Raw genomic sequence first — 18,031 nt, 5'->3', positions numbered from 1 at the left:
CTGCATCTTATTTTTTTCTTTACGAATCATGTAGTTACGCTCCTTTTAATTGGCAAGTGGGCAATAGCCACATTCCCCTACACCCGGAATATCTTTTGACAGACAACAACTTTTGCGAATCGGTTGTCCGACTAAATCTTGTGGTGCTCGTCCTTTGGTATAATCCAAATAAAGTGAGTGGTCTGTGAAAATGGACCATACTTCTGCGCTTTCTAGCATTTCTAAATCGTCCATTGCACGATCAGCTAGCATCGGGTCTTCCAGTAATTTTGCATATGTAATCGTTAATTGGACAAAAAGATTATCCCATAATACTTTTGGTGAAATACTTGTCGTATTACGTAGCGCCTGAATAATTTCATAGCATTGTTTCCACAAAATCCATTTCATGACGGATGCTCGGTCGCCCTCTTGTACATAGCGCCAATCATTAGGATTTGCGAACATGCAGACAGTGAAGACCTCGTTCACCTCTGTTACATCAAATTGTAAATCACGTTCATCTCCGTCCCAAATCTCATCATACGCTGTCAGCATATAAAATTGCATCGTGATAAACTGTGCATATTTTTTAGATAGATGCGAAATCGCTGCTGCTTTTGAAGAGGCTTCTGTAATTCCTTGCATCAACTCACCCAGTTCCTCTTGGAAAAACTCTTTACGAATTCTTTCTAATGTAAAAAGTGTTCTTTTGGGTTCTACTGTGTACACTTGATGTGCATCCAATGTTAAAACTTGTTCCATCGTGAGTGCTGGCATTCTATTCACCTTCATTGTATATTTTCAATTCGTACTATAATCATAGCATAATAAAAAAGCAATCTCATTTGAAATTGCTTTTTCGACGTACTTATAATGTACCGACTAACTCATGTTTTACGACTTCATAAGCTTGGCAAATATCGCGTGTGCTCGTTTGGTGACACTCCATTAAACGCTGTGCAATCTGTTCTAAATTCGATTCACCGTCTACTAAGTCATACATCAATTGACTTTGAATTTCATCAACAAAGTTCAAAATTTCTTTTGTCATCTGTTATAACACTTCTTTCCAACTGTACTTATTTAATATCTATAGTATATCGGATTTTTGAGTAAAAAAACATTTTATTGCTCAAAATATCCATCTAAAAAATCAAATATGTACTATTAACTACTTTAAAGCGCTTACTATCTCTGTACCACTCTTTTATCGTTTCAAATAAAATTATTGCGAAAATTTAAAAAACAGGAACTGCAATATATGCAACCCCTGTTTTATCTTCTATTAAACAGCCGGTACTTCTACCACTACATCTTGGTCTTCATCGTCTTGGTCATCTGCGTCGTCTTCATCATCCACTTCAACTTCGCGTTCGATTTCGAATTCATCGCCATTCATGTACTCAAGTTCTACTTCAATTTCATATGTGCCTGTTAACTCAAAGCGTGATTGAATTAAATCTAAAATTTGGTCTTCTGTTAAGTTATCATCAATTGCTTTTTGTAAATCCGTTACAAGTGCACGAACTGTCGCTTGATCTAAATTATAACCTTTTTGTTTTAATTTGATTTTCGCTTTGCCTTTTTTCTTTTCGTACTCTAGCTCAAACTCTTTTTTGCCTGACTCAACAGAGATTTCAAGTTCACGTACTTTTTCAGACCATTTCACACCATCTGTATCTTTTAAGTGACCATCTTTTACTTTTTTACTTTTGCTGTAAGCTGTATAAGGTTTTAAACCTAGTTCAAGCTCCGTGCCATTACTGATTCCATCGCGGTCTGTATCTTCTAATGCATCTGCTACACCGTTTTTATTCGTATCTTTCTTCGTTGGATTTAAACTTAACTTATACTCAACAAAGTTGTTTAGACCATCTTTATCTGTATCTAATTTTGCGACATTTTTACCTTTTAATTTGTACTTCTTTTCCCACTTATCTTCGATGCCATTTTTGTTTTTATCAATAAATTTTGGTTTGGCATCTACTTGTGCACCTGCTGATAACAATAACGTTGTTGCAAGTCCAACTGCTAAAAATTTTTTCATATGCTCTTCTCTTTCTTTCGTGTAATAGTGTATTACAAAATTTATATCGGTCTTTTAAAGCTAAAATAAACTATACCCATAAGTTGAAATATATATCTTATTTTTTAAAAATACTGAAAATTCAATTGTTTTTATGTTATGATGATATAACTTAATAAAAAAAGGAAGTGCAACTCAGATGGCAAATAGCGTATTTTTACCAAATTATACGATTGGAACAGATGCATATGATGCAATTGGTGCAATCTGTCACACATTTGGAACAAAGGTCGCCATTATTGGTGGTCAAACGGCTTTAGAAAAAAGTATTGATAAAATCAAAGCTTCATTAGCAAAAACTGACTTTATTTTAACGGATGTACAAGTTTATGGTGACGATGCAACCTATGAACATGTCGAGCGGTTACAAGCAATCCCGACTGTACAAGAAGCAGACTTTATCTTCGCAGTTGGTGGGGGGCGTGCAGTAGATACTGTAAAAACGCTTGCTGAACGTATGGCAAAACCTATTTTCACATTCCCAACGATTGCTTCAAATTGCGCGCCAAATACTGCTGTATCAGTGATGTATAAAGCAACTGGTGAAATGGATGGACTATTCTTTTTAAATGCCCCGCCAAAACATTGCTTCATTGATACAGAGATTATTGCAGAAGCACCTAGCGTTTATTTGTGGGCTGGAATTGCAGATGCCATTTCAAAAGAATATGAATCTGCTTTTTCTTCGCGCGGTAAAACACTTGCTTATACCGATGCACTTGGCGTTCAAGTGGCACAAAATAGTGCGGATCGCTTAATGACATATGGCAAAGATGCACTTGATTCTTGTACAGAAAACAAAACATCTTTCGCTTTAGAACAAGTGGCTTTGGATATCTTAATGACAACTGCTCTAACATCGGTATTAGTCGACAACGATTACAATTCAAATGCCGCACATTCATTTTACTATGGTTCTACTGTGGTCGAAGGCTGTGAATCACACTTACATGGTGAAATCGTATGTTACGGTGTATTACTTCTTTTAACAATGGATGGACAAATTGAAGCACGTAATCGTTTATATGACTTCATGCGTAGTGTTGATTTATCTGTATCACTTGAACAAATTGGTGTGAAAAATGAAGAAGAAGTTGAGCGTATTTTAGATAAAGCAATGACAACGGTTGATATCGCTTGCTCACCATACCCCATTACAAAAGAGCTTTACAAACAAGCAATCGCAGATTTAGAAGCTTATCATCAAACACAATCATAACAACACGAGGCACTCTGTAAAAAGGTGCCTTTTTCATGTTGACGTCCCTCTCTTCTTACACTAACCTTATAGTGAGGATAATTTTTCCTTAAAAAACTTTTTATGGAGGTTCTTGTATGGTTTTTAAATTTGGTTATAAAAAAGTTGCACCAAATGAAGCACTCATTATTTCAGGGAAAAACGTCGGAAAAGAAGGCGATCCTGGTGTCTACATAAGAGATGGACGTCGCCTGCGTGTTGTACGTGGTGGCACTGTTCTCGTTACTCCTTTTCAATCTGCACATACGATTTCTCTCAATTCATTCCAAATTCCATTAAAAGCAGAAGGCATTCTCACAAAAGATGAAGTGCCTATTACAGTTCATGCAACTTCTACGATTAAAGTAGCCGATGAACTAGAAGCTGTCATTAAGTTTGCTGAGCAGTTCATGGGAAAAGCACCTGACGAAATTTCTAAAGAATTACGTGTTATTTTAGAAGGTAAATTACGCACAACAGTAGCTGAACAAGGCGCACTTGAAGTAAATAATGCACGCGAAAACTTTATTCAAGTTGTACAAGAAAAGTCAGAATCCGACTTACAATCTATGGGCTTTAACGTGGTCAATTTCTCTCTTGACCGCGTACTCGATGCAGACGAATACGATTCTGAACTCGGTTTTTTAAAGAATTTAGGGATTACAAAACTAGCAGAGTCTTCTAAACAAGCACAAAACGCCCGCTCAGATGCAGAACGTCAAATTGAAGAAAACAAGGCGACAAATGCCCAGTTAACAGAACGTGCAAAAAGTGAATCGAATATTGAAATTACACGTCAGCATACCGATTTACAACTTGAACAGACGAAATCACAAAATGACTTAGAGCTAGAAAAAACAAAACGTGAACGTGAATTGAATGAACAACGAGCGATTGCAAAACAAGCCTATGAGAAAAAACAAGCTGAACTAGAACTAGACTTAATTGAAAAAGAAACACAGGCGAAGCGTGAACGTGAAAAAGCACAACTAGAATTAAAAGAATTAGCAAAGCAACAAGCAATTATTGACGCACAAATTGCTTCTGAAAAAGAAGTCATCGCTAATGATGCAAAAGCACGTATTGCAGAGCGTCAAGCTGAAGCCGAATCTCGTTCAAAAGAGTTACAATTAAAAGTAGAAAACGACGCCATTGCACGTAAAAATCAAATTGAAATTGATGCGATTCGTGACAAAGGTATTGCGGAAGCGGAAGCTATTAAAAAGAAAGCTGAAGCTATGAAAGAATACGGTGAAGCGGCAATTGCTGAAATGTTCATTAAAGCCCTTCCTGATTTTGCTCGCGCAGTTGCAGAACCACTTGCTTCTATTAAAAATGTACAAGTAATGGACTTTGGCGGTGAAGGTGGCGGTGTGCAAGGCGTTGCTGGAAACACAGTTGGCGTTATGTCGATGGTACAAAAATCATTAAAAGAAACCACTGGGATCGACATTAAAGACTTACTCGAAACAAACGCTTCATATGGACGTAATTATTTAGGCGGTAAAACCGAAAAAGAAGCGAGTTTAGACGACGAACCTGTGGCACTTTCTCACGATGACATGGAACTATTTGAAACAACAATTGATGAAGAAGATGGACAACAAACACTTGTATAACTAAAAAAATCATCTGGCTCTTTATGCCGATGATTTTTTATTTTATTTAAATAACTTTATGTTGCTTTTTTCGCGTATTTTTTGTTAAAAAAGATATATTTTTGTTATATTTTTTATATTTTAGTATTATTTTAATATAATAGTTATGAAAATAACATGTTTACATCATCTATTTGTTATATTTGCCTGTTAAGATAGAGTTGTTCCAAAAAATGAATAAGTAGGAGTGTTTATTTTCAATGAAAAAGCAAACAATTGTAGCCTCTTTAACATTAGGCTCAACTTTATTTATATCTTCACTAACAGGTCAAACTGATGCAAATGCAATGGCAAATAGCAGTCAAGAAATGAAACAAGAGCAACAACAACAAGTTCAAAAGCAAGCCTTACAATATGAACTTTCTAAAACGCTTCCATCGAAGCAAGCTCAAAAAACGGCTCAAAAAACAACAACGCAAGATACATATAAAGTTGTATCAGGTGACACATTATCTAAAATTGCACAAAAATATGGTACATCGTATCAACAAATTATGTCGTTAAACAACCTCTCATCTACAATGATCTATCCTGGTCAAACGTTACAAGTAAGTGGTTCAAAACAACAAACGACAACGAATAACCAACCAACTGCTTCAAAACCAGCAAACACAACTTCTGGTACATACACAGTTGCAAAAGGTGATACATTATCTAAAATTGCGCAAGCGCACAATACAACTTACACACAATTAATGGAAACAAATAATCTTTCTTCTACAATGATTTATGTAGGTCAAACATTAAAAGTACGTGGTACTTCAACATCACAAGCACCATCTAACCAAGTGGTACAAACAAGTAACCCAACAACTTCAACACAAAATACGCAACAAAGTACACAGCAAAACAATCAACAAACACAACAAGCACCGAGCCAATCAAGTACACTTGTTGCAGCAACTAAAGCGGCATTAACACAAGTTGGTGTTTCATATGTATTTGGCGGTTCTTCTCCAAGTCAAGGTTTTGATTGTTCTGGTTTAATTGATTATGCATTTAAACAAGCTGGATTCAATTACGGTCGCACTTCTGCTGCTGGTTATTATACACTTGGCACAAAAGTAACAACTCCACAATACGGTGATTTAGTATTCTTCGAAGGAACATATAAATCAGGTATTTCACATGTAGGTTTCTACATTGGCGATGGAAAAATGGTTAGCGCTTCTGGTGACCATGTTCAAATTGATGATATTACAAATAGCTACTGGCAATCACACTTTGTAGGTTATAAACGTTTTTAATAATTTGTGAATAGAGCACATTTCACTCTTTTTAAAGTTTACAACAAAAAGATCCTGAAACAAAAGTATTTTCAACATAGCAAATCCCGTATGATTTTGAAAAATCATACGGGATTTGTTCGTTCAGATCAATTTTCGCTTCGAAAAATGAATAGAGGTAGGCAAGAAAAGAACGTAACGTCCTGTTGCAAATCTTGCCCCACTATATTACGTAGCGTTCGGGCATGGCTTCAAACTCCTCGTCACTACGTTCCTGTGGGGTTTTCAGCTCATGCTATTCCCGCAGGAGTCGTTTTCTACGCGTTCAATTGATTTGATCATTCGTATTTGAGACATATTATTTTGTTCTGTCCCAAGCTCTTTTATTGTTTACGTGCATCTGGGAAAAAACGATCTACGATTTTCTCTGCTGCATGTCCATCTTCTAGACCACAGTATTTTTCATGGAAAGCTGCATATTTTTCTGCATACGTTTTCGTCATTTCTTCTATATTCGATAGTGCATCTACTAAATCATCTGTATTACGTAGTAAAGGACCCGGTGCTTCTTTTTCAAAGTCCATATAGAAACCACGTAAATTCTCTTTATAATGATCAAAGTCATACGTAAAGAATAGCAGTGGACGGCGTGTATGCGCAAAATCAAACATAACAGAAGAATAATCTGTCATACATACATCTGCAATTAAATACAAATGCTGAATGTCATGATAACGTGATACATTTATAACAAAATGACGATATTCCAGTGGGATTGGTAAACGATTCCCTACAATAACATGTGTACGCATTAAAATAACATACTCATCGCCAAACTGTTCGTATAGTTTTTGCAAATCTAGCTGCATATTAAATATATGTTTACCATTCTCATCTAAATCATCATCTCTAAATGTCGGTGCATACAGTAATACTTTTTTATCTTTTGGAATGTTGTATTTCAAACGTACTTTTTCAATATACTGTTTCTGCTCCTCTGGATGATAAAAAATATCATTACGCGGATAACCTACCTCTAAAACTTCTTTTTTAAATTGGAAAGCACTGCGAAAAGCTTTTGTCGCATATGGACTTGGCGAAATTAAATAGTCCCATTGCTTCACTGCTTGGTTTACACGTGCTAAGTAACCAGGATCTTTGCCTTTAAAGTCCTCTACATCATTTTGCATTTTTTTCAGTGGTGTACCATGCCATGTCTGAATATAGATCTGTTTTGAGCTTTTCTTTACATAGCTCGGGAAGTTTTGATTATTAATCCAAAACTTCGCTTTCGCTAAGTAATAAAAATACTCAGGACTTAAACGTTTAATCACTTTCGTATGTGATGTTTTAAATTCATCTTTACCATTATATACCCAAATATAACGATAATCTGAGTTTCGTTTTACTAGCTCGTCATAAATATTTTTAGGGCTATCTGAAATTTGTTTTCCTACGCCACTTTCAAATAAAATGAGTTTCGGATCTTTTTTCAGTGTTTTCGACATCACTTTATACATTTTGCGCATTGCTGAAAAATACTTCTTACTTTTTCTAAATTTCCTCATACTCGCATCATATACTTGATGATGTTTAAGCGTGTCATAGATTGGTTTTTTCTTTGGCATTTTTTGAATCGCTTCAAAAATTCGATCATTCGAGTACACATCACGATTTGCAATAAACTGATTGGCTAACTCTTTATAATGATCTGACATTTGGAAATTGGCTTCATATGAACGCAATGTTTCATTTACCACTTCTTCACCATCATCTGTAATAAATCCCGGTAATGTCGCATCAATATCTAGATGCGATGGATACTTTCCGAGGAAATGATCGCGATCAAATTGATAATAAATAACAGGTTTATGAAGGAAACTAAAGTCGAATGCTACACTCGAATAGTCGGTAATTAATAGCGCACTCTCTTTTAATAAATCTTGTACTAAGCGGTCTCCTTGACGAATAACTGTAATTTCTTCTGGTATATCAAAGTAATCAACGAATTGTTGCATATTTGGATGTAAACAGAATAGTAATTCTACTCCCTGATTTTTCAGTGCAAGTAGTCGATCATTATGAAGTAGTTCTGTATAGCGCTCTAAATACTCAGATTTTAAAAATTTATCATTCGTCGTCAGCCAATCGCGCCAAGTTGGAATGATTAGTACTTGTTTTTTCACTTCAATATCATCTGTAAAAAGACGTGAAAAGCGAGGTAAGCCTGTTACAGCTACTTCGTATTCTTCATAGTTCAAATCGCGTACTACAATATCTTTTTCACGTTCAGATGATGTAATAAATAGATCGGTTTGGAAATCTTTCATCTTTTTACTGTAAAATCCTGAAATATTTTTCACACCTAATACACCATGTTGTAAAAAGATTTGCTTTGCACGAATACACTTCATAAACTCTTTTGAACGATTTGGATACAAGAAATCTGGATGATGTGTTCCACAAATATAATCTGCTTTTACAAGTAAATCAAAATGTTCTTTTGAACGATAGTCAAGTAAATTACCATATGGTTCTACATTCACGCGTTCTGGCGAATCTTCTCGAATGATATAATACGCATCAATCTCTGGATGCTGTGTTCGCAAATACTCGAAGAAGCGTAAACCATTATCTTGCGCTTTGTACGGACGCTCCCCAACAATCCAAATTGGACGCTCATTCGCTTTTTTTACGCGACCTTTTTTCAATACTTTTTGATACATCTCAAATTCTTCTTTTGTATATTGATTATAAAAGAACGATAGATTGCGTCCCTTTACTGTTAGATATGGGACGAAATTATGTACATATTGACTATCTGCAATATTAATTTGCCCTTTCATCAACTGTTCTACAATAATTCGTGGCATACCACAACGTACGCGTGCTACATCTTGAACATCTTTTTGGCGTAACACCCACCATAAATCCCATACATCTTCATCAAACTGCGCATTAACTATTTTTAAAAGAGTTCGAATACTCTCTTGTGCCTTCACATTTAATTCATAGTGATAGACATAACCACTTTTTTTCTTTTGCATTTTTACAAGCTTTGCTTCCACACCTACAAAACTACTCTCACTTGTATTACGCGACTGTAATTCTAATTCAATCGAAGTCAGCGGTAAGTTACGAACAGAGAGCTGAGCTTGTAGATGTAAATAATCTTTTGTTGGGTGAATTTTTGTTAGTTTACGCGCTGCATAATAATCTGTTGCACGCTTATTTGCATCAAAAGAAAAGACTAAGTAACCTTCTTTTGTAAAGTGCGGATCGATTGTATGTCCATTCAACTGAAATGTATGTAAGTCTTTTAACTCCAATTGCATGCGATGAGGTTTAAATAAACGATAACGTTGTTCAAATAATTCGCCATCTACTTCAACCACACGATCTTTACGTAAAGCCTGTTCCTCGTCTTCTAAAGGGTATAAATATGCAATTGTTAAAACAGCATCTGTTGTGCCATATTGTTCAAACCATTGTTCAAAATATCTTTCTTCAATCGTCACTTGTAAAGAAGTGATTGGAATCGTGATGACACACTCACGATTTTTTAAAAGTATATATTGATAAGCACCTTGTGATAATTCTTCTAATGTAATATGAAAGGTGTTTTTATTTTGCTCTAATATAAACATCTAATCTCTCCTAGTTTTCAAACAAAACGTCATTTTTCCATACATATAAAATTAATAATTATATAAGATTATAATTAATCCATCATATTATATCATTATTGATTTGATTTTTTGTAGCGCAATTTTACATTTCGATTACATTCACTTTACAACTATGTATTGAAAAAACGACTTTTTGTGATACTTATATAGTTAACGTTTTTACTATTTTGTTTTTCATACCTGTTATATAACGTTTTTAAACCTGTATTTGTTTCATTTTTAGCAAATTTTTCTTTTTTTAGTCATTTTCAACTTATACCTATTTTTATATAGTATTTTTATGATTTTTGAAGACTTTAACATTATATTTGTATATATAAAAAACCGTATAATGATTAGATTTATACGAGTCTCTATGATAATTTTTTTAATACTTATACTTGACTCCACGTACTCACATATTGTCAATCTTTATAATATTTGATAGCTTGAACACGTACATCATACGTTTTTTTATTATTTGGATCACTTACATACACAAGTGGTTTATTTGAATTTAACGTTCTTTTATATTTCTTACTAAAGGTTTTCTTTGTACTGCACTGTATTTTATATAATGAAACATTTGCTTTACGGGGTATTCGATAATCATTTTTTAACTTCTTCCATAATGTATGTATAGTCTACTTCATTCGCAAATATTTTTGGTGTGAAAATAAATGTAGCCATGATGAATAAAACCATCGATAAACCCATTTTTTGACCATTTATTTCTTCCTCCTTTGTACAAGTTTTTTTATCATACCATTTTTCATTTAAATACACGTAAATAAATCAAAATAATAACAAAAATAAACCAGAACACATTGAACTTTGTTCTGGTTACATCTTTATTCACTTATTGTAGCAACACGTTCTAACCCCATTATTTCATACAGCTTTTCTAAATCGACTGCTTGTTCGAATTGTTCTGCTGCTACGTTATAGGCGTGTTCACGTAATTCTTTTTCTGATTTTACAGCTGCATCGAGTGGCGCAAGTCCTTTATAAATTCGCCATTCATTGACCATTTGGCGTGTGAATGTGCGATTGTGGAAGATTCCGTGGAAATACGTGCCGAGAATACGTTCAACAACTGCGCCATCTGTTCGTCCATCATCTAATAGAAGAAATGGCTCACAGAGATGTGTATGTTTTGTACGTCCGAGATGAATTTCATAGCCTGTTAGACGTTCATTTGTGCCAAAACGAATGCCGCTATTTTGAACAGTCTTCTTCTCACCGATAAAAGTCGTCTCAATCGGTAATAAACGAAGACCTTCTGTATAGTCTACATCCCCCTCCACAAAATCAGGGTCGTATAAAGACTGCCCTAACATTTGATAACCACCACAAATCCCGACAATGGCGACATCACGCGTCGTTAGTTCTTCTTCAAAACCTTGCGCACGTAGCCATGTGAGGTCGTCAATCGTATTCTTTGTTCCTGGTATAATAATGACATCGGGATTTTTCAATTCTGCGACTGTTTTCACAAAACGTACGCCAACACCTGGTTCGTCCATGAGCGGGTCGATGTCTGTGAAATTCGAAATGCGTGGTAATTGAATGACTGCAACATCTAAGTCGAACTCATTATCTTTCGGGCGTTTTAAACGTAGCGCTGAGAGTGCTAGTGAGTCTTCTGCTTCAATCTGTACATCCATATATGGAACGACACCGAGGACAGGAATACCTGTATACTGCTCCAGCCATTCTAAACCATCATCTAGTAATTCTTTCATGCCGCGAAACTTATTAATGATGATGCCTTTTACACGCGCACGTTCGTCTTCATCAAGTAATGCGAGTGTTCCGACGATTGAGGCGAATACACCACCGCGGTCGATATCAGCGACTAAGATGACGGCTGCATCTGCCGCATGTGCCATTTTCATGTTGGCAATGTCACGTGCTTTTAAATTAATTTCGGCTGGACTTCCAGCACCCTCTAAAACGATGACATCATAGGATTCTTTTAGACGTTGCACTGCTTCTACTGCAATGGGTAATGCCTCATCAACAAAGTCATTGCGGTACGACTTAGCTGTCATATTGAGATGATGTTTTCCATGTACGATAATTTCAGACATCATATCTTGCTTTGGCTTTAACAGAATCGGGTTCATATCCGTTGTCGCTTCGACGCGCGCTGCTTCTGCTTGTACCCCTTGCGCACGACCAATCTCGCCACCACTCACAGTTACATAGGAATTCAGTGCCATGTTTTGTGATTTGAATGGTGCGACGCGATAACCTGCATTTGAAAAATGACGACAGAGAGCTGTCGCCAACATACTTTTTCCCACATCCGATGACGTTCCTTGAATCATGACTGCTTTTGCTGGCATCGTCATTCCCCCTTTAAAATTCAAGTCCTTTCACTGCTGGAATACCTTCATCATAATAATGTTTTGTTGGTTCAATTGTAGATACAAGATCAGCTAAATCAATTAATGGTTGCTTTGCACTGCGCCCTGTTACGACAAGATGCATCGTTTTCGGACGATTTTGAATCGCTTCGACGACTTCTTCAAGTGGTAGTACGTCATCAATCGGAAAACGGTCAATTGCGAGTGCATTATTTAATTCATCTAATACGAGTACATCAATTGTATCATCTTGTAGCTTCTCTTTTGTCAAAGCCCATGCTTTTTTCAGTGCGTCGCGATGTTCTTCTGGTGTTTTCGTCCATGTGAAACCAATGCCCATCTGCTTCATCTCAACACCCAGCTTCGCTAAAGCGAGCTTTTCGCCATATGTACGGTCTGGATTTTTAATGAATTGTAAATACGTAACGCTTAATCCACGACCAATCGCACGTAATGTCACACCTAAAGAGGCAGTTGTCTTCCCTTTGCCATCACCTGTATAGAGTAAGAATAATCCCTGTCTTGCCATTATAACCACGTCGTCTTTTCTTTAGCTGGTGTGCGTTTTGTCGGTTCTGGTATATCACCTTCTGGATAACCGATAAAAATCGTCCCGATGATTCGTTCATCAGACGAAGCTTCAATAAATGTATGTAAACGTTCATCATGCACAAGACCGACACCACGTGTACGCCATACAAACCCAAGACCAAGCTCAGATGCCGCTAACCACATATTTTGGATGGCACAGCTTGTTGCACAAAGGTCGTCCGTTGTCGCATCTGCATCGCCTTTAACAGCCTTCGATGTCACAACGATGACAACCGGTGTTGTACGCACGACTTTTAGTGAGCTTTCAACTAAATGTGGCTTTGTTGGAAAACGTTCTTCTAAGTATGTTGTTGCTAGTTGTTCATATGCTTGTTTCTTTTCTTCACCAAAAACATAAAAATGCCATGGTTCACGCAAACGATCCGTTGGTGCATATGTTCCTACTTCAATTAATTGTTCGATTTTTTCACGTTCTACAGGTTGTGTTGTATAATTTCGAATCGCACGTCTTTCTTTAATAGACTGAATGACTGACATATTGTTGTTCCTCCTCTACCCATGCGAGTGTTTCATGTAAGCTTGCTACTTCACCAATGAGCACCATCGCTGGATTTTTAATATTTTGTTCGACTGCTTCATCTGCAATACATTCCAATGTGGATACAATCGTACGCTGTTCAGCTGTTGTACCTTTTTCGATAATGGCAACCGGTGTTGTAGCAGGTCGACCATGCTTTATTAGCTGTTCGGAAATATAACGTAAATTCCCGACACCCATATAAAAAGCAAGTGTATCAATACCTGTTGCGATATGTTCCCACTGAATCGTATCTTGTCCTTTTGAATCACGCCCATGCCCTGTTATAATCGCAAAACTTGATGCCATTTCACGATGTGTCACTGAGATTCCTGCATAAGCTGGCGCTGCAATTCCCGCTGTAATACCTGGAACGACTTCATATGGAATTTGTTCTTGTCTTAGTACAAGCGCTTCCTCTGCTCCTCGTCCGAATACGAATGGATCACCGCCTTTTAAACGGGTTACTACTTTTCCCTCTTTCGCCTTTTCAACGAGTAATGCATGAATTTCTTCTTGAATAAAATGATGACGACCAGGTTCTTTACCACAATAAATCAATTCAGCACCTGGTTTAGCATATTTCAATAACTCTTTATTTACTAATCGGTCATATGCAATGACATCTGCTTCCTGTACACATTCCAGCCCTTTTACGGTAATTAACTTTAAATCGCCAGGCCCCGCACCTACTAAATAGACTTTTCCGTACATAAGACCTTCCTTTCCGAGCATGCACTAACAAAGCGTGCTGCTACTGCTGGATTTGACGCGAAGTGAAAATGTGTATAGCCTGCAACGATCTTGTCACGTAAATAACCTTCGCCTTTTGCTTTGAATTTCCCCTTCGTATCATATGCATGGTTTTCACTTTCCCCTTCATATGTTGAATAGTGGAATTCATGTCCTTTTGCAACCATACCTTCTTTAATTAAAAAGTTATCTTTTTTACCATAGATTTCTCGGTAACCGAGCGCCACACGTTTTCCTTGCATCTTCGTACATCCTGGAATGGCACCGACCATGTCAAAACGTTCTCCGTCCAATGTTTCAATCGCTTCCGTTAAGTACATAAAGCCACCACATTCAGCAAAAGTTGGGCGTTTTGAAGCAATGAATGATTGAATGGATTGTTTTGCGCGTTCATTCTTTGAAAGTTTCTCCGCAAATTCTTCTGGAAAGCCCCCGCCAATATATAAACCATCTGCTTCTACTGGCACTTCCTCATCTGCTAAAGGTGAAAAATAAACGAGCTTGGCTCCATTTGCCTGTAAAAGCTCTAAATTTTCTTCATAGTAAAAGTTGAATGCTGCATCTTTTGCAACTGCGATAGTACAAGTCTGTTCGGTTTGCTTTGTAAAAACAGAAGATGTTACAGCTAATGGCGCGGCCTTCGTTACATCTAATAATTGATCGAGATCAATCGTTTCTTCTACAAGCGTAGCTAATTGATCAAAATAATCTTGCATCTCACCACGTTCTAAAGCAGGAATTAGCCCTAGATGGCGACTTGGCATATGTAAATCAGGCTGTTTCTTCATATAGCCAATGACCGGTATGCGACATTCTGCTTCGATTGCTGTTTTCACAATTTGAAAATGACTCGCACTTCCCACTTGGTTCGCAATGACCGCAACAATCTTCGGTTGGTTTGATAGAAGTTGGAATCCCTTCACAATTGCTGCTGCACTTCTTGCCATCGCAGCGCAGTTCACAACGAGTATAACAGGCGATTCTGTAATCGCTGCAATGTCCGCTGTTGAACCCACGTCTGACAATGGATTTTTCCCATCGTAAAATCCCATAACACCTTCAATAATCGCGACATCACTTGATGCAGTTGCACGCATGACGATGTCTTTTACAACGTCTTCTTCAAACATGAAACTATCAATATTACGCGATGTTCTACCTGTTACAGCTTGGTGGAATGATGGGTCAATATAGTCGGGACCACATTTAAATCCCTGTACCGTTAAACCTCTTTTTTGTAATGCTGCCATTAAACCAATCGTAAGTGTTGTTTTTCCTACACCACTATTCGTCCCTGCGATGACAAAACGATTCATTCTCTCACATCCTCATAAACAATTTCCGCAACCGAAATGGTTGTATTTCCTGATTTTTTCTTCACTAATAATAGTTCACTGTTCCCACTATAACGACGTACAGCTGGTTCACTTACTCCGTAAACACCTGTATATTTAAAGACCGTATCCGAAGGTGCTGTCACTTGTTCTGCATTCAACTCGCCTTTTGAATACCACTTAAATTCCCAATCATATTTTGACGTAACATCATGGAAGCAAGGCTCATCTTTTTTTAGTTCAAATGTCACAAGTGCCTTCACGCTTTTGATGGATAAACCGAGTTCTTGTAATGTTTCTTGAATGACTTGCTCTACTTCTTCTGTTGATGTACCACGATTGCAACCCATACCAATAACTAATGATTTCGGACGATAGACGACCGCATTTTCAATCAGTTCATCTGGTTGTAAGAGGCGATGTGTAATTACGAGTGCTGCTTGTGGTTTTGCATCCATCGCTTCTGCAATCGTGTCATATTGTTTTAGATTCGTCGGCATCGGTGTATCATGCATCCACCAATCTTTTTCACCTGTCTCTTGTACAATTGCCACATGTTCCTCATTGACAACTGAAGCCGATACAGGTGTCAAATGTGTATCAGAATCCCACTGCCAGCCAAATTTCGCACCGAATAAATCGACTGGAATGGTCTTTTGAACATCGGATGCTGTTGTAATAATCGCATTCGCTTGTAGAGCTTCTGCTACCGTATGCGTCAGAGCATTTGCACCGCCAAGATGCCCTGATAACATGCTGATGACATTCTCACCGCGGTCATCAATCACAACGACAGCTGGATCGACTTTTTTGTCGACTAACACAGGTGCAATCATGCGTACGACTGCACCGAGTGAGATAATGGTGATAATACCTTGATAATGCTTAAATAATGCTGGGAATAACATACGCACGCTACCACTAAATAATTGAACATTATGCGCGCGCTCATCACCACGTTCAAACTTACTCATATAATAGACATCTGTGTTTGGCAATGCCGCGTGTAGTTTACGACTAATCTCCACACCATGCTTAGTAATTGCGACAATCGCATACGGATGCTTCACTTCAATTGGCGCTAATACATCGTCACGTAACTCGATCACCATTACTCTGTCACCGCTTTACGGAAACCATGTGTAAATGTTTTATCATATAATTTCGAACGATAATCTTTTTCATGAATATGTGGGTCTAATGCCCAACCCGCTAAAATCATTGCTTGTTTACGAATTCCGTTCGTACGCATTGCTTCATCTAAATTCACTAATGTTGTACGTACAATCTTTTGGTCTGGCCATGTCGCACGTTGCACTACTGCGATTGGCGTATCATCCGACCAACCTGCATCTTGTAATTCACGCACGATTTTCTTCGTTAATGTCGCACTTAAAAATAGTGCAATCGTACAATGGTGACTTGCTAAATCACGTAATTTTTCAAATTCAGGTACAGGAGTACGTCCTTCTGCACGCGTTAAAATCAGTGTCTGTGTTAAATCAGGAATTGTTAACTCGGCTCCTACTGCAGCAGCAGATGCAAATACAGAACTCACACCCGGAATAATTTCGCATGTAATATCATGTTGTTGTAAAATCGCCATCTGTTCCATGGTTGCACCGTACATCGCTGGATCGCCTGTATGAACACGCGCTACTACTTTTCCTTCATTTACACGGTCAACAATCGCTTGCACCATCTCATCTAAATGCATACCTGCTGTTTTCACAACTTCCGCTTCTGGCTTAGCCTTCGCAATTAACTCTTGATTCACTAAAGAATCTGTATACATCACAACATCAGCTGTTTGAATAATATGTAATCCTTTTACTGTTACTAAATCAGGATCTCCCGGACCTGCGCCCACAATATAAATTTTTTTCATTATTTACGCACCACCATTAATGTAAGATATTCAAGCTCGACACCATCAAGTTCAGATGTTTTCCAAATGATTTCTTCATCGGACGTTACTTTTGTGACCACATGTGCGCGGTCTAATAAGTCTAAATCACGTAACACTTGAAGCATTAAATCAATTACTTTTGCCACTTTAATAAAGACGATGGCATCATGATTTTCAATCGCGCGACGCATCGCATCATAATCATCAACTGCTGGAATCATCGCAATATGGTCGTCTCCTTCACCAAGTGGAATACCTAATCTTGAAGCAGAGGCATTAAATGATGAAATCCCTGGAACCATTTGAATGTCGACATCTGGATGACGTTCTTGCATCAATGTCATCAAGTGAATGAACGTACTAAAGAGCATTGGGTCGCCCTCTGTTACGAATGCTACGTCTTTTCCTTCCGCAATACGCGCATATACTTCATCAACTGCTTTATTCCATTCGCGGTCTAGTGTTTCCTGATGTTTTGTCATAGGGAACACAAGCCCAAGCATCTCCTTATCCATGCCATTCACATAGACATCAACAATGCGCTGTGCGTAACTTTTTTTGCCCTTCATTTTCTTTGGATAGGCAATGACAGGTGACTCTTTCATCACACGAAAAGCTTTCACTGTAATTAATTCTGGATCTCCTGGACCTACCCCTAAGCCGAACAATGTTGCCAT

General features: G+C 37.5%; 16 protein-coding genes. 3 read left to right on the top strand and 13 right to left on the bottom strand.

Going from position 1 to position 18,031, the window contains the following annotated elements; genetic code table 11:
* Positions 1-45 precede the first annotated feature (45 nt).
* The 3 genes from MHB75_RS03865 to MHB75_RS03855 all read right to left on the bottom strand — a co-directional run bounded on the left by MHB75_RS03865 (position 46) and on the right by MHB75_RS03855 (position 2,029).
* Positions 46-759, bottom strand: a complete 714-nt coding sequence (locus MHB75_RS03865; protein ID WP_340996008.1) for a Fe-S oxidoreductase — start codon at positions 757-759, stop codon at positions 46-48.
* Between the two features lie 91 nt (positions 760-850).
* Complete coding sequence (locus MHB75_RS03860) at positions 851-1,033, bottom strand: hypothetical protein (protein WP_068453904.1); 183 nt, start codon at positions 1,031-1,033, stop codon at positions 851-853.
* Between the two features lie 234 nt (positions 1,034-1,267).
* A complete protein-coding gene (locus MHB75_RS03855; RefSeq protein ID WP_340996006.1) occupies positions 1,268-2,029 on the bottom strand; it encodes a hypothetical protein in 762 nt (253 codons plus the stop codon).
* A gap of 178 nt (positions 2,030-2,207) precedes the next feature.
* Between MHB75_RS03855 and MHB75_RS03850 the strand changes: the two genes are divergently transcribed.
* The 3 genes from MHB75_RS03850 (at position 2,208) to MHB75_RS03840 (ending at position 6,210) form a co-directional block, all read left to right on the top strand.
* Positions 2,208-3,287, top strand: coding sequence for an iron-containing alcohol dehydrogenase family protein (locus MHB75_RS03850; protein ID WP_340996005.1), 1,080 nt, complete (start codon positions 2,208-2,210; stop codon positions 3,285-3,287).
* A gap of 116 nt (positions 3,288-3,403) precedes the next feature.
* Positions 3,404-4,924 (top strand): flotillin family protein, encoded by a 1,521-nt coding sequence (locus tag MHB75_RS03845; protein WP_141275084.1) that lies wholly within the window; start codon positions 3,404-3,406, stop codon positions 4,922-4,924.
* A 239-nt stretch (positions 4,925-5,163) separates the two neighbouring features.
* A complete protein-coding gene (locus MHB75_RS03840; protein WP_141275085.1) occupies positions 5,164-6,210 on the top strand; it encodes a LysM peptidoglycan-binding domain-containing protein in 1,047 nt (348 codons plus the stop codon).
* Positions 6,211-6,572: 362 nt separating this feature from the next.
* On the opposite strand, the gene MHB75_RS03835 is transcribed toward MHB75_RS03840, so the two are convergent.
* The 10 genes from MHB75_RS03835 to cobI all read right to left on the bottom strand — a co-directional run bounded on the left by MHB75_RS03835 (position 6,573) and on the right by cobI (position 18,031).
* Positions 6,573-9,836: a CDP-glycerol glycerophosphotransferase family protein gene (locus MHB75_RS03835; RefSeq protein WP_340996003.1), complete on the bottom strand. Its 3,264-nt coding sequence runs from the start codon at positions 9,834-9,836 to the stop codon at positions 6,573-6,575.
* A gap of 630 nt (positions 9,837-10,466) precedes the next feature.
* Positions 10,467-10,643: a hypothetical protein gene (locus MHB75_RS03830; RefSeq protein WP_340996001.1), complete on the bottom strand. Its 177-nt coding sequence runs from the start codon at positions 10,641-10,643 to the stop codon at positions 10,467-10,469.
* Positions 10,644-10,708: 65 nt separating this feature from the next.
* On the bottom strand, positions 10,709-12,208 hold the full coding sequence (locus MHB75_RS03825) for a cobyric acid synthase (RefSeq protein WP_340996000.1): 1,500 nt from the start codon (positions 12,206-12,208) through the stop codon (positions 10,709-10,711).
* A gap of 13 nt (positions 12,209-12,221) precedes the next feature.
* Complete coding sequence (locus MHB75_RS03820) at positions 12,222-12,758, bottom strand: cob(I)yrinic acid a,c-diamide adenosyltransferase (RefSeq protein ID WP_340995999.1); 537 nt, start codon at positions 12,756-12,758, stop codon at positions 12,222-12,224.
* A complete protein-coding gene (locus tag MHB75_RS03815) occupies positions 12,758-13,318 on the bottom strand; it encodes a nitroreductase family protein (protein ID WP_340995997.1) in 561 nt (186 codons plus the stop codon). Before MHB75_RS03815 ends, MHB75_RS03820 begins: the two co-directional genes overlap by 1 nt.
* Entirely contained in the window at positions 13,296-14,072 is a 777-nt protein-coding gene (gene cobA / locus MHB75_RS03810; RefSeq protein ID WP_087682528.1) for a uroporphyrinogen-III C-methyltransferase, read from the bottom strand. Before cobA ends, MHB75_RS03815 begins: the two co-directional genes overlap by 23 nt.
* Entirely contained in the window at positions 14,051-15,427 is a 1,377-nt protein-coding gene (locus MHB75_RS03805) for a cobyrinate a,c-diamide synthase (protein WP_340995995.1), read from the bottom strand. The genes cobA and MHB75_RS03805 overlap by 22 nt, the downstream gene beginning before the upstream one ends.
* Complete coding sequence (locus tag MHB75_RS03800) at positions 15,424-16,557, bottom strand: cobalt-precorrin 5A hydrolase (RefSeq protein ID WP_340995994.1); 1,134 nt, start codon at positions 16,555-16,557, stop codon at positions 15,424-15,426. The genes MHB75_RS03805 and MHB75_RS03800 overlap by 4 nt, the downstream gene beginning before the upstream one ends.
* Positions 16,557-17,333 carry a precorrin-4 C(11)-methyltransferase gene (gene cobM, locus MHB75_RS03795; RefSeq protein ID WP_068453932.1) on the bottom strand — a complete coding sequence of 259 codons (777 nt, stop codon included), beginning with the start codon at positions 17,331-17,333 and terminating at the stop codon, positions 16,557-16,559. The genes MHB75_RS03800 and cobM overlap by 1 nt, the downstream gene beginning before the upstream one ends.
* A complete protein-coding gene (gene cobI / locus MHB75_RS03790) occupies positions 17,333-18,031 on the bottom strand; it encodes a precorrin-2 C(20)-methyltransferase (protein WP_082701434.1) in 699 nt (232 codons plus the stop codon). The genes cobM and cobI overlap by 1 nt, the downstream gene beginning before the upstream one ends.

The organism is Kurthia sp. FSL E2-0154 (assembly GCF_038003625.1).
Lineage (GTDB): Bacteria > Bacillota > Bacilli > Bacillales_A > Planococcaceae > Kurthia > Kurthia gibsonii.
This window is presented reverse-complemented; position numbering and strand designations above follow the sequence as displayed.

Coding starts and splice junctions, on each gene's coding strand:
- MHB75_RS03865 (WP_340996008.1), bottom strand. CDS start 759: ATGCCAGCACTCACGATGGAACAAGTTTTAACATTGGATGCACATCAA.
- MHB75_RS03860 (WP_068453904.1), bottom strand. CDS start 1,033: ATGACAAAAGAAATTTTGAACTTTGTTGATGAAATTCAAAGTCAATTG.
- MHB75_RS03855 (WP_340996006.1), bottom strand. CDS start 2,029: ATGAAAAAATTTTTAGCAGTTGGACTTGCAACAACGTTATTGTTATCA.
- MHB75_RS03850 (WP_340996005.1), top strand. CDS start 2,208: ATGGCAAATAGCGTATTTTTACCAAATTATACGATTGGAACAGATGCA.
- MHB75_RS03845 (WP_141275084.1), top strand. CDS start 3,404: ATGGTTTTTAAATTTGGTTATAAAAAAGTTGCACCAAATGAAGCACTC.
- MHB75_RS03840 (WP_141275085.1), top strand. CDS start 5,164: ATGAAAAAGCAAACAATTGTAGCCTCTTTAACATTAGGCTCAACTTTA.
- MHB75_RS03835 (WP_340996003.1), bottom strand. CDS start 9,836: ATGTTTATATTAGAGCAAAATAAAAACACCTTTCATATTACATTAGAA.
- MHB75_RS03825 (WP_340996000.1), bottom strand. CDS start 12,208: ATGCCAGCAAAAGCAGTCATGATTCAAGGAACGTCATCGGATGTGGGA.
- MHB75_RS03820 (WP_340995999.1), bottom strand. CDS start 12,758: ATGGCAAGACAGGGATTATTCTTACTCTATACAGGTGATGGCAAAGGG.
- MHB75_RS03815 (WP_340995997.1), bottom strand. CDS start 13,318: ATGTCAGTCATTCAGTCTATTAAAGAAAGACGTGCGATTCGAAATTAT.
- cobA (WP_087682528.1), bottom strand. CDS start 14,072: ATGTACGGAAAAGTCTATTTAGTAGGTGCGGGGCCTGGCGATTTAAAG.
- MHB75_RS03805 (WP_340995995.1), bottom strand. CDS start 15,427: ATGAATCGTTTTGTCATCGCAGGGACGAATAGTGGTGTAGGAAAAACA.
- MHB75_RS03800 (WP_340995994.1), bottom strand. CDS start 16,557: ATGGTGATCGAGTTACGTGACGATGTATTAGCGCCAATTGAAGTGAAG.
- cobM (WP_068453932.1), bottom strand. CDS start 17,333: ATGAAAAAAATTTATATTGTGGGCGCAGGTCCGGGAGATCCTGATTTA.
- cobI (WP_082701434.1), bottom strand. CDS start 18,031: ATGGCAACATTGTTCGGCTTAGGGGTAGGTCCAGGAGATCCAGAATTA.